The sequence below is a fragment of the Flavobacterium restrictum genome (genome assembly GCF_007097245.1).
In the GTDB taxonomy this organism is placed as follows: Bacteria; Bacteroidota; Bacteroidia; order Flavobacteriales; family Flavobacteriaceae; genus Flavobacterium; species Flavobacterium restrictum.
Genome location: NZ_VJZT01000003.1, coordinates 209,898 through 222,797, shown reverse-complemented (window position 1 = coordinate 222,797; position 12,900 = coordinate 209,898). Strand labels below are relative to the sequence as shown.

Genomic DNA, 12,900 nt, shown 5'->3' with positions numbered 1-12,900 from the left:
AAATGGATTAACAAAGAAAAAAAAAACCAAATAATGCGTATTTATAAGAACGCTAAAAATTGACTATTAGTATTGAAGTCAGTAACAAAAACAAGGGATTAACACCCTAAAGAACTCCTAATCAATGCAATCAAAGGAAGCTTTTTTTAGCGCTTCGTTCATTTAGGAAGTGAAGTAGGATTAAAAGTCTAATGACACCCAAAAAAACAATCTTAATTCTTAAAAACCAATTGTTACTGATAGTCTTTAAACAATTGAGAAGCCTCGTTGTAGGCACTTTCAAAACTCATGGGACGCAAATTCGTGTTTTGTTTGTGCGCCGTAAAAAAGGAAAGTAATTTCTCCGTAGGCATATTTCCTGTCAAATGATCGGTAGCCATTGGGCAACCACCAAAACCTTGAATCGCACCATCAAATCGGCGACAACCTGCAGTATAAGAAGCATCAATTTTTTCGAACCATTTATCGGGAGTGGTATGAAGGTGTGCACCAAATTCTATTTTGGGATATTGGGGAATTAAACTTGAAAATAAATTCGAAATCACAGCTGGTGTCGAAGAGCCCACAGTATCCGAAAGGGACAGGATTTTGACTCCCATGGCAGCAAGTTGCGCAGTCCATTCGCCTACAATTACTTCGTTCCAAGGATCACCATACGGATTACCAAAACCCATCGAAAGGTAAACAACAACTTCTTTTCTATTTTGTTCGGCTATTTCTAAAATTTCTTGCAAGGTGACCAAGGATTGGGCAATGGTTTTATGGGTATTCCGCATTTGAAAATTCTCCGAAATCGAGAAAGGAAACCCTAAATATTGAATTGCATCGTGCTTTGCAGCCTCTCTAGCACCTTGTGTATTAGCAATAATGGCGAGTAATTTACTGGTCGTTTGGGATAAATCAAGCTGGTCCAAAACCGCTGCAGTATCCTGCATTTGCGGAATGGATTTAGGCGATACAAAGCTTCCAAAATCAATACTATCAAACCCCACACGCAACAAGGCTTGAATGTAAGCTACTTTCCTTTGTGTAGGAATAAAAGGCTTGATTCCTTGCATGGCATCCCGAGGACATTCGATAATTTTTATTGGTTCCATATTTTCAAAGATACTAAACAATTGCAGGGTACAAAATGAGTTTTAATAAAATTGAAGTAGTTTTTTTGGCAAGTAATCGGATTTTTATTCGCAACAAAATTTAGGTTTCATTTGAGCCATTTCAAAAAAGAAAATCAGCTACAAATGTATTGAATTTTAAGTCCTAACCCTTCTTTTGGAAGAACCAAAACCATTACATTCTGTTCAAAATAGCCTTGTTGATTGCTTTTACTAAATTGGGGCCTTCGTATATAAACCCTGTATACAACTGAATCAAGCTTGCGCCAGCATCTAGTTTATCCAACGCATCTTGAGCCGAGTGAATGCCTCCAACCCCAATAATTGGGAAAGCATTGTTACTTTGCTGCGCCAAAAACCGAATCACCTCGGTCGCCCGATTGGTCAATGGTTTTCCGGATAATCCACCCATTTCTATTTTGGCTTCGGATTGCAAACCTTCTCTTGATAAAGTCGTATTGGTTGCAATTACACCTGCAATTTTGGTCTCTTTTATAATTGCAATAATATCTAGCAATTGCTCATTGGTTAAATCAGGTGCTATTTTCAACAAAATAGGCTTTTGCTTTGGCATCGTTACATTCTTATTTTGCAACGTTTGCAACAACTGCGTCAAAGGCTCTTTGTCTTGCAACGCTCGTAAATTAGGTGTATTAGGCGAACTCACATTGACCACAAAATAATCTACATAATCATACAAAGCATCAAAACAAATCTCATAATCCAAGGCAGCTTCCCCGTTAGGAGTTACTTTATTTTTGCCAATATTTCCGCCAATTAATACATTCGAATTGTTTTTCAAGCGTACTACTGCCTCTGCTACACCACCATTATTAAACCCCATTCGGTTAATAATTGCAGCATCGGCTTTGAGACGAAACAAGCGTTTTTTGGGATTTCCTTCTTGGCCTTTGGGCGTTAATGTTCCTATTTCGATAAATCCAAAACCTAAATTAGAAAGCTCTTGATACAATTTCGCATCTTTATCGAAACCAGCTGCTAATCCTACTGGATTCTTGAAGGTAAGCCCAAAAACGGTGGTCTCTAAACGAGCATCTTTGACTTCATAAAGCGATCTAAAAAGGAACGGAACTCCTGGAATTTTGGAAAGTATCCTAATTAAAGAAAAGGTAAAATAATGAACTTTCTCTGGATCAAACCAAAAAAGGATGGGGCGAATTACTAATTTGTACATATAATGAATCTATTTTGCAAAAGTAAAGAATAGAATTTACATTTTAGTACCTGTTCCCAAAAAAGCAACACTCAATCTAACCCATCCCAAGCCGCTTTCAATTCCTCAAAAGTGGCAACAGCATTCAAATCCTGATTGTCAATTTCATACAAATCAGCAAAAGTTTCAAAACTCGTTCCGTCATATCGAGTCCTCATCGTTCCCTTGGGATAAAATCTGCGTTTGGCTACAAAATCCTTTTTTGCAATCCAGCCACAAACTGTTACTTCCCTTTTTAGTTTGTGATAACTACAAAAAACATAGATTTCGGTCTCTAAATAATCCTGCAATTGCAAGAAATTATTCGTGTAGGACAAGCGAACGTCTGTGGTACGCCCCATGGTTTTTATATCAATTTTATGGTTATTGTACACCATATCAATACCATTATCAAAACCCAAAGTACCGTCAATCCAATCAAAACCAAATAAATCCATGACCACACTTTGCCCAATAACACCCGTAAGTTGCTGGTCTTTACTCCCATTTGCAACACGGCGTTGACCAAAATTATAGTTCTCAACTTGCTCTGAACAATGATTCCAAACCGTTTCGCTGACTTTTAAAGTAAACATAAGCAGGGGTTTTTATAATTATTTTTATCCTAAATTAATGTCCTTTGGGCGTGACCCTCTCAAAAAGGTCGGGTCGGGCTGTACGTTCCCGCTTTTTTTTGGGCTACCCAGTCAGGGTTTTGAACCCTGACTGGGTAGCCCAAAAAAAGAGCTCCACTGCCATCCCTCACGCAAAAAAAACAAGAACTTTCCTAAAAGTAAAGAGTGTCAATTTACGACTTTTATTGCTTTAAAAACTAAAAAATTATAGCAACAGTATCCTTTTTTTTAATTATATTTGTAATCAAAATCCTTAATTATGACAACAGAGATTACTTCCTATTGGTGGGTAGCACTACTTATTTTTTCAATCATTTTCTACAAATTTGTATTGCGCGTTTTCTTCGGAATGGTCATCGTTCCCGAAGACAAAATTGGTTTGGTAACCAAAAAATTCGTGCTCTTTGGTGCCGAAAAATCCCTACCTGATGGCCGAATTATTGCCACCAAAGGAGAAGCAGGATTTCAAGCCAAAACACTAGCACCCGGATTGTACTGGATGATGTGGCCATGGCAATACTCCGTAAACATGGCGCCGTTTACCATCATACCAGAAGGCAATATTGGATTATTATTGAGTAAAGATGGTGCCGAAATACCTACAGGTCGCATTCTGGCTCAAAAAGTAAGCTCCGATAATTTTCAAGATGCCACTTTATTTCTTGACAATGGCGGGCAAAAAGGACGTCAATCCGCATTTATAACCACTGGTTCCTACCGTATCAACACCTTTTTATTTGAAGTGGTAACCTCACCTCAAATTGTCATTTCCGAAAACATGGTTGGTATTGTGACCGCAATGGACGGCGAACCCATTCCTATTGGACAAATAGCTGGTAAATTTGTAGACAATCATAATAATTTTCAAGATTTTGACCAGTTTTTAAAAAATGGGGGAAATCGTGGATTACAACCTCAAGTCATGCTGGCAGGATCGTATTACATCAATACTTGGGCTGTTCAAATCGAGCAAACACCTATGACCGATGTCCCTATTGGGTACGTAGGAGTTGTGATTTCTTACATTGGCGAGGACGGAAAAGATGTGACTGGCGACACCTTCAAACACGGGAATATCGTTTCCAAAGGGCAACGTGGGGTTTGGATGGAGCCTTTTGGCCCGGGAAAATATGCACTCAATAAATACACCACAAAACTAGAGGCTGTACCTACAACCAACTTGGTTTTGAATTGGGCAAATGCCCGCAGCGAATCCCATAACCTAGACAAAAACCTCTCGACCATTACGGTACGCTCCAAGGATGGTTTCCCATTTAATCTCGATGTAGCTCAAATTATTCATGTTCCGGCTAACGAAGCACCCAAAGTAATTGCTCGTTTTGGTAGCATGAACAATCTCGTTTCGCAAGTTTTAGAACCTACTATTGGAAATTATTTTAGAAATTCAGCACAAGACAGCGATGTGATTTCGTTTCTTTCCACCCGAAAAGAACGCCAAGAATCTGCCAAAAATCACATCAAAACCGTTTTGGATGAGTACAATGTAAATGCCGTTGATACACTCATTGGTGATATTGTTCCACCTGATTCGTTGATGAAAACCTTAACCGATAGAAAAATTGCAGAGGAAGAGCAAAAAACCTATCAAACGCAACGAATGGCGCAAGAGCAACGCCAAGGAATGGAAAAAGAAACCGCTATTGCTGATATGCAAAAAGAAATTGTAAAAGCCTCCCAAAGTGTCGAAATTGCGCAACGAACTGCCGATGCCACTGTAAAAAAAGCCGAGGGTGATGCTACCAGTTTAAAACTAAACGTAAACGCCGAAGCCGAAGCAACTAAAATGCGTGCCAATGCCGAAGCCGAAGCCACCAAAGCTAGAGCTGGTGCACAAGCCGAAGCCACCAAACTTACCGCAAGTGCCGAAGCCGAACGCATCTCAAAAACGGGTTTAGCCGAAGCCGAAAAAATTATGGCTATAGGAAAATCAACTGCCGAAGCGTATCAATTACAAGTTTCAGCAATGGGTGGCGATAATTTTACCAAATATAAAATTACCGAAGAAATTGGCAAAGGAAAAATCAAAGTCATTCCAGACGTACTCATTTCTGGCAGCAACGGCACCGATGGCTCCATGAGCGGTTTGCTTGGTTTAAAACTTATGGAAATGATGGACACCAACGCAAATAAAGAAATTCCAAAAAAGTAAAATAGTTGCGCTACTTTAAAAAAAATCTGCTGTAATAAGCAGATTTTTTTGTGCTTAAAAACCAAAACATGTTTTGGTTATAAGCTGTTTTTGGCAAACTTGCAATCAGCGCATACGGTGTTTCAATAGGGCTTTCGCTTTTAAAAAGACTGCCACAGATTCACAGATTTCAATAGCTTAAAATGAATTAAATTGACACTGATTTTTGGATTTGTGCAATCAAACAGCATTATTTTGGTTTTAAAATCTGTGACCCGAGCGATAGCGAACAGGCGAAGCAATCAGTGGTGTATTTTCTTTTTTTATTTACAATTGTTTTAAATGCGAACGCCCTGGTGTTTCAAAGTCACCAAAAAAACTTTTTAAAAAAGAAGTATCTTTACCCCAAAACAAATACCATGCAACACCTCATAGACCGATTTATTGGGTACGTCACCATTGACACCGAATCCGATCCCAATTCCCAAACTACTCCAAGCACTAACAAACAATGGGACTTGGCCAACCTATTAGTCAAAGAACTAAACACCATTGGACTACAAGATATTACCATAGACAACAAGGCCTACATCATGGCGACTTTGCCAAGTAATGTAGCGCATGAAGTGCCCACTATTGGGTTTATATCGCATTTTGATACGTCACCTGATTTTAGTGGCGCACATATAAAACCGCAAGTTATTACTAATTATGATGGGAAGGACATTGTGCTAAATGCCGAACTCAATATCGTTTTGTCGCCATCGTATTTTAAAGATTTATTGCAATACAAAGGACAAACCTTGATTACAACCAACGGAACAACGCTTCTTGGTGCCGATGACAAAGCTGGCATTACAGAGATTGTTACCGCCATGGAATACCTCATCAATCATCCCGAAATTCCCCATGGAAAAATTCGAATTGCCTTTACCCCTGACGAAGAAATTGGTCGAGGTGCACACCATTTTGATGTCGAAAAATTTGGAGCCGATTGGGCGTATACTATGGACGGAAGCCAAGTGGGTGAACTAGAATATGAAAATTTTAATGCCGCTAGTGCCAAAATAACCTTCAAAGGAAAAAGCGTTCATCCCGGCTACGCCAAAGGAAAAATGATTAATTCGATGTTGATTGCCAATCATTTTATCAACGAATTACCCAAAGAGGAAACCCCAGAAATGACTAAAGGTTACGAAGGTTTTTTTCACATACACCACCTTTCTGGAAGCATTGAAGAAACGGTTCTTGAATTAATAATCCGTGATCACAACAAGCGAAAGTTCGAAAACAGAAAAGAGTTAATCGACAAAATAACCAAAAAAATCAATAAGAAATTCGCAAAACAATTTGGCGAAGATATTGCAATCGCTGACATACAAGACCAGTATTACAACATGAAAGAAAAGGTTTTACCCGTAAAACACATTGTTGATATTGCCGAAAAGGCCATGAGAACACTCGGAATAAAACCGCTCATAAAACCCATTCGTGGCGGTACTGACGGTTGCCAACTGTCCTATAAAGGATTGCCTTGCCCTAATATTTTTGCTGGAGGACATAATTTTCATGGAAAATACGAATATGTCCCTGTCGAAAGTATGCAAAAAGCAGTTCAAGTAATTGTAAAAATAGCCGAACTTACTGCTGAAAAAAAATAATATTTTGATATTTTTCGCTTTACAAAAACCATCTTTTTGATGGTTTTTTTTTTGATTTGCAAAATAATTCTTAACCAGCAAAAGCTTAACATTGGCGAATACTTTTAATGCTTACATTTGTTAACAATACAGTAACAATTAATTTACATTAAAATACAACACGCATTATGGAAGAAAATAAAGAAGAGATTGGAGCAGCAATCACACCCGAAACAACCGAAGCAGCAACCACTCCTAAAGCAAGAAAACCACGAGGAGTTAAAGCAACAAACGAAGTTGTAGATGCTATTGAAAGTCCAGCTGTGGCCGAAAACACTTCGGTTGAAGCAATTACTGAAGAAGCTAACCAAGAGGAAATAATCGTTGAGGAAACGTTTATAGTTATTGAAGAAATAAAGAAAAACAAGAAAAAAAACAAATCAAAAATGAAAGAAAAGGAAAAAGAGAAAGCGAAAAAAGCAAATGCCAAAGAAAAAGCCAAAGCGAAAGCCAAAAAAGCTAAAAAGGCTAAAAAAGAAAAAGCCAAAAAAGCAAAGGTAAAAGCAAAAGCAAAAGAGAAAAAAGCGAAAGCAAAATCAAAAAAAGCAAAGCAGAACAAAAAAAATAAGAGCAAGAAAAAATAATAGTTTCGAATGACTCCAAAAAAAACAGGCATAATTGCCTGTTTTTTTTATGCTTTTTACTTACCTTAAGGAACTTACAATTTCAAAAAAGGAATAAAAAATAGTATGCAATGACAACAATACTGACAGAACAATATGCTACGCAGTAGGCTCTTTTTTGGCAGTAATTACAAAATATAATCCCACAAGTATAAACGGAATACTCAACCATTGTCCAGTAGAAAGGACGTTCCCTAAATCACTTTCGAAACCTCCTTGACTTTCTTTTACCGATTCTACAAAGATGCGCACGGTAAATAATAACACTAAAAATAAACCAAACAAGTATCCTGATTTTTGTCTTGCATTGGTTTTCCAATACAAGAAAAATAAAATCGCAAATACAAAAATATAACAAAACGCTTCATACAATTGTGCAGGATGTTTGGCTGGAACTTCTTCAAGCAAATTAGCAAATTGTGGATTGCTCACAATAGCTTGATAAGCCTCTTTTGGATTGGGTATTTGTGTCGCATTTACAGCATCTCTAGCGCTAAAATGATCTTTTACAAAACGAACTCCAAGGGACGACGTGGTTTCTTTTCCTACTATTTCCGAATTAAAAAAATTACCCAAACGTACAAATATAGCACCACTCGCTACTGGAATTACAACTCGGTCTAAAATCCATAATTGGGGTCTTTTCAAAATATTTTTGCTATAAAAATACATAGCAATAATTATCGAAATGGCCGCACCATGACTAGCTAATCCCTGAAATCCTGTAAATTCAAGTTTGGGTTCAAAACGAAAAGGCAAGAATATTTCTAATAAATGATTGCGGTAATATTCCCAATCATAAAACAAAACGTGCCCCAATCGAGCTCCAATTAAAGTAGCAAGTACTGTCCAAATGAATAGCGAATCCAATTTATCAATAGATTCACCTTCACGTTCAAAAATATTTTTCATAATGTACCAGCCCAATCCAAAAGCCACCACAAACATCAAACTGTAATACCGAATTACAAAAAATCCTAAATCAATTCCTTCTGATGGGTTCCAAACAATATTTAAAGCGTGTATCATTTCAATTTTTTTTGGTGTAAAAATAAATATTTTTAGTACAATGGTATTGTATAAAAAGTTAATGTTTGTGTAAACATTCATTTTGTTTTGCATCGTCCTTTTGTGGCAAAGGTGGCACTGGGTCGTAACCACTTTTTCCCCAAGGATGACAACTCAAAATTCTTTTGATTCCCAAGAAACCACCGTAAAACAACCCGTGTACTTGCAACGATTCTATCATATACGACGAGCAAGTAGGCTCAAAACGGCATGCTGCGGGAGTAAATTGTGATATTGCCCCTTGATAAAATCGAACCAGCAAAACAAACGGATAGATGAGAATCTTGTTGCCCATATTTTTACAAACAGTTTTGATTCGGGTTCAGGATGAACACGAAATCAAATTACTAAATACTGAACGTCGTACCTTCTTTTCCGTCTTTCAACTGGATTCCTAATGCAATCAATTGATCTCGGATTTGATCTGATAAAGCGAAATTTTTATCTTCTCTAGCTGCTTTTCGCATCGCAATCAGCATATTGATTGTGCCTTCTAATTTATCCGTATTGCCATCATAAACGGTTTCGTTTTCTAGTCCTAAAACATCATACACAAAAGCGCGCATGGTTTGTATCAAAAGATCTAAATCGACCGTATTCAAGGTTTCTTTACCTTCTTTGAGCAAATTGATATACCGAACGCCTTCAAATAAATGGGCTATCAAGATGGGACTATTAAAATCATCATTCATAGCATCATAACACTGCTGTTTCCAACTCGCAATAGCAAGTGTCGAAGTAGTATTAGCGACAATTTCGGTACTAGTAGCTATCGCTTCCATCAATCTTTTATAGCCTTTTTCGGCGGCAACAATGGCATCGTCAGAAAAGTCAAGAATGCTTCTATAATGAGCTTGCAACATAAAAAATCGTGCCACCGATGCCGAAAATGCTTTACTCAAAATGGTATTATCGCCAGTCAAAATCTCTCTTGGCAGGATATTATTCCCTGTAGATTTTGCCATTTTTTTTCCATTCAAAGTCAGCATATTGGCATGCATCCAATAGTTGACAGGTGTTTGTCCTGTGCAAGCTTCGTTTTGTGCAATTTCACATTCGTGGTGTGGAAATTTTAAATCCATTCCACCGCCGTGAATGTCAAAATGACTACCCAAATACTTGGTGCTCATAGCGGTACATTCCAAATGCCAACCAGGAAAACCATCGCTCCAAGGCGAAGGCCAACGCATGATATGTTGGGGTTCGGCTTTTTTCCAAAGTGCAAAATCTTGCGGATTTCTCTTGTCTGATTGTCCGTCAAGTTCCCGAGTATTGGCAAGCATGTCCTCGATATTGCGGCCACTCAAAACACCATAATGATGGTTTTGGTTGAACTTGACCACATCAAAATATACGGAACCATTTACTTCATAACCTATTCCTTTGTCAATAATGGTTTTGATAATCTCAATTTGCTCAATAATATGTCCCGTTGCAGTAGGTTCTATGCTGGGTGGCAAAAAATTAAAAGCGTTCAAAATATCATGAAAATCAACCGTATACCGCTGAACCACTTCCATAGGTTCGAGCTGTTCCAAGCGTGCTTTTTTGGCTATTTTATCCTCGCCTTCGTCCACATCATCTACAATATGTCCCACATCAGTAATGTTACGCACATAGCGAACTTTGTAACACAAGTGCAAAAAATACCTGAAAATAATATCAAACGACATGAACGTACGCACATTCCCTAAATGCACATTACTATACACCGTAGGGCCGCACACGTACATGCCTATATTTCCTTCGTGAATTGGCGTGAAATTTTCTTTCTCGCCCGAGAGCGAATTGTAAATTTTTAGGGATTGCGTTTTGTATAATGGCATAAGGGTTAAATCGTTTATTTGTTAAATCGTTTATTTGTTTATCGGATTAACGAATAAACGATTTATTGTTGTGAAAGATAATATTTTTTTAAGCTATTAATTTGGTTACAAATTTTTTCAAGTTTTTCTCTACAAAGGGAATATTCTTCTTTAGTGATATAATCAAGATCTTTTGAAATTATTAAATGATTTAAAGTTTCTGTTGCCGAAGAATATGAAATAGTAAGAAAGTGAGCTTTATCTTTGTTTGTATTTCTAGAAGTGCCTTCGGCTATATTCGTTGCAATAGCTGATGAACTTCTTTTTATTTGAGAGGTGATACCATAAATTTCGTTTGACGGAAAATTATTTGTCAATTTATAAATTGTCAAAACAAATTCTCTAGAATTTTGCCAAACGTCGAGTTTTTCAAATGAAAAGACGTACATATTTAATTCGATTTAACAATTAAACAAATTAGCGATTAAACAATAATTTAAAACTTTGTTTCCATTTTTATATAATCCAAAAACTCTCTTTTGGTTTGAGGATCTTTGAATTTTCCACCAAATTCAGCGGTTACAGTGCTGCTTTCGATGTCTTTTATTCCTCTTGAATTCACACATAAATGTTTGGCATCAATAACACAAGCCACATCCGCAGTACCCAATGCTTGTTGCAATTCTTGCACAATTTGCATCGTCAAACGTTCTTGAACTTGAGGTCTTTTGGCATAAAATTCTACAATGCGATTCATTTTAGACAAGCCAATTACTGTACCTTTAGAAATATAAGCCACATGTGCTCTTCCTATAATGGGTAATAAATGATGCTCGCAAGTGGAATAGAGTGTGATATTTTTTTCGACCAACATTTCACCGTATTTGTAGTTGTTGTCAAAGGTAGAGGCTTTGGGTTTTTTGGCAGGATTAAGGCCTCCAAAAATCTCTTTCACAAACATTTTTGCCACACGATTTGGTGTACCTTTTAAACTATCATCCGTCAAATCCATTCCAAGGGTGATTAGAATATTTTCGACATCTTTCTTAATTTTTTCTATTTTTTCTTCATCCGAAATGGCAAAAGCATCCTCCCGAACTGGGTTTTTGGCAGTATTACTAATGTGGTTGTCTCCTATTTCGTCTTGAAATTCTTCGTTATTTGTCATTAAAAGGTACTAATTAGTGCGTAAGTAATTTTAGGGAGTAAAGATAATTAATAAAAAGCAAACAATTTCTATCGCTTTGACTATTAATGGTATTATTTGGGACTTTTTTTTGTTTTAAAAAAGAAAAAAGGAACGCTCCTTTCCATAAAAAAAGCAATAACCGAATGAAGTTATTGCTTTTGGTTTTAATCAAAAAAAATGGATTTCATTTACAACGCATTGTAAACACGTATAGCTTCTTTTAATACTTGAACTGCCCTAATTAAATCTTCTTTTTTGAGTACATACGCAATTCGGACTTGGTTCAATCCCATCCCAGGAGTCGAATAAAATCCAGCAGCTGGTGCCACCATAACGGTTTCGCCATTGAATTCAAAATGCTCCAAAAGCCATTGTGCAAATGTATCGGCGTTGTCTATTGGCAATTGTGCGATGCAATAAAAAGCACCTTTTGGCTTGGTAACTTGTACCCCTTCTATTTTATTTAGTTCGGTTATTAACGTGTCACGGCGACCTCTATATTCCGAAATAACTTCGTCAAAATAACTTTTGGGCGTGTCTATAGCCGCTTCACAAGCAATTTGTTCTACTGTAGGCGGACTTAATCGCGCTTGGGCAAATTTCATTGCTGCCGAAATTACTTCTTTATTTTTGGTAACCATACAACCAATTCGTGCCCCACACATACTGTATCTTTTGGAAACTGAATCGACCATAATAACATTTTGCTCTAATCCTACAAGATTCATAACGGAATAATGAATGTCGCCATCGTACATGAATTCCCGATACACTTCATCGGCAATAAGGAATAAATCGTGCTTCTTGACTAACGTTCCCAACTGCAAAATCTCGGATTCCGAGTACAAATATCCCGTTGGATTATTGGGATTGCAAATTAAAATTGCTTTGGTTTTTGGGGTAATTAATTTTTCGAAATCAGCAATTGGAGGCAAAGCAAAACCCGTTTCTATGGTAGAGTTTACAGGAACAACTTTGGCACCTGATGCCGCCGAAAAAGCACTATAATTAGCATAAAAAGGTTCTGGAATAATAATTTCGTCATCGGGATCCATGATGCTGCCCATGGCAAATAGCAAGGCTTCGGATCCTCCTGTGGTAATAATTACATCTTCTATGGCTACAGCAACATTTTGATCAACATAAAACTGGGTTAGTTTTTTTCGGTAACTTTCGTAACCTGCAGATGGGCTGTATTCTAGAATGCTTAAATCAATATTTTTTATAGCATTAATGGCAACTTCGGGCGTTTTTATGTCCGGTTGTCCTATGTTTAAATGGTATACTTTAAGTCCTTTTTTCTTGGCAATATCTGAAAAAGGAGCCAATTTACGTATTGGTGATTCGGGCATTTGTTTGCCTCTCTTGGATATTTTTGGCATTTTATTATTATTGAGGTGCAA

12 protein-coding genes are annotated in these 12,900 nt (G+C 37.2%); 3 read left to right on the top strand and 9 right to left on the bottom strand.

Annotated features, from left to right (window positions below; all coding sequences use genetic code 11):
- Positions 1-233: 233 nt before the first annotated feature.
- The 3 genes from FNW21_RS04810 to FNW21_RS04800 form a co-directional block, all read right to left on the bottom strand.
- Complete coding sequence (locus tag FNW21_RS04810) at positions 234-1,097, bottom strand: hydroxymethylglutaryl-CoA lyase (protein WP_144255610.1); 864 nt, start codon at positions 1,095-1,097, stop codon at positions 234-236.
- Positions 1,098-1,290: 193 nt separating this feature from the next.
- Complete coding sequence (locus tag FNW21_RS04805) at positions 1,291-2,310, bottom strand: quinone-dependent dihydroorotate dehydrogenase (protein WP_144255609.1); 1,020 nt, start codon at positions 2,308-2,310, stop codon at positions 1,291-1,293.
- A 71-nt stretch (positions 2,311-2,381) separates the two neighbouring features.
- Positions 2,382-2,924, bottom strand: coding sequence for a hypothetical protein (locus FNW21_RS04800; protein WP_144255608.1), 543 nt, complete (start codon positions 2,922-2,924; stop codon positions 2,382-2,384).
- Positions 2,925-3,222: 298 nt separating this feature from the next.
- Between FNW21_RS04800 and FNW21_RS04795 the strand changes: the two genes are divergently transcribed.
- The 3 genes from FNW21_RS04795 to FNW21_RS16270 all read left to right on the top strand — a co-directional run bounded on the left by FNW21_RS04795 (position 3,223) and on the right by FNW21_RS16270 (position 7,396).
- On the top strand, positions 3,223-5,133 hold the full coding sequence (locus FNW21_RS04795) for an SPFH domain-containing protein (protein ID WP_144255607.1): 1,911 nt from the start codon (positions 3,223-3,225) through the stop codon (positions 5,131-5,133).
- Positions 5,134-5,531: 398 nt separating this feature from the next.
- Positions 5,532-6,773, top strand: coding sequence for a peptidase T (pepT, locus tag FNW21_RS04790; protein WP_144255606.1), 1,242 nt, complete (start codon positions 5,532-5,534; stop codon positions 6,771-6,773).
- Positions 6,774-6,940: 167 nt separating this feature from the next.
- Complete coding sequence (locus FNW21_RS16270) at positions 6,941-7,396, top strand: hypothetical protein (RefSeq protein WP_185963880.1); 456 nt, start codon at positions 6,941-6,943, stop codon at positions 7,394-7,396.
- A 138-nt stretch (positions 7,397-7,534) separates the two neighbouring features.
- Here FNW21_RS16270 and lgt read toward each other — a convergent pair whose 3' ends face one another.
- From lgt to FNW21_RS04755, 6 genes are all read right to left on the bottom strand, one after another.
- Positions 7,535-8,464 carry a prolipoprotein diacylglyceryl transferase gene (gene lgt, locus FNW21_RS04780; RefSeq protein ID WP_144255605.1) on the bottom strand — a complete coding sequence of 310 codons (930 nt, stop codon included), beginning with the start codon at positions 8,462-8,464 and terminating at the stop codon, positions 7,535-7,537.
- A 58-nt stretch (positions 8,465-8,522) separates the two neighbouring features.
- Positions 8,523-8,798 (bottom strand): membrane protein insertion efficiency factor YidD, encoded by a 276-nt coding sequence (gene yidD, locus FNW21_RS04775; RefSeq protein ID WP_144255604.1) that lies wholly within the window; start codon positions 8,796-8,798, stop codon positions 8,523-8,525.
- A 52-nt stretch (positions 8,799-8,850) separates the two neighbouring features.
- Entirely contained in the window at positions 8,851-10,329 is a 1,479-nt protein-coding gene (gene cysS, locus FNW21_RS04770) for a cysteine--tRNA ligase (RefSeq protein WP_144255603.1), read from the bottom strand.
- 62 nt (positions 10,330-10,391) lie between these two features.
- Positions 10,392-10,757: a four helix bundle protein gene (locus FNW21_RS04765; protein WP_144255602.1), complete on the bottom strand. Its 366-nt coding sequence runs from the start codon at positions 10,755-10,757 to the stop codon at positions 10,392-10,394.
- Positions 10,758-10,804: 47 nt separating this feature from the next.
- Complete coding sequence (folE, locus tag FNW21_RS04760; RefSeq protein ID WP_144255601.1) at positions 10,805-11,476, bottom strand: GTP cyclohydrolase I FolE; 672 nt, start codon at positions 11,474-11,476, stop codon at positions 10,805-10,807.
- A 209-nt stretch (positions 11,477-11,685) separates the two neighbouring features.
- Complete coding sequence (locus tag FNW21_RS04755) at positions 11,686-12,879, bottom strand: pyridoxal phosphate-dependent aminotransferase (protein ID WP_144255600.1); 1,194 nt, start codon at positions 12,877-12,879, stop codon at positions 11,686-11,688.
- Between the last annotated feature and the right edge of the window lie 21 nt (positions 12,880-12,900).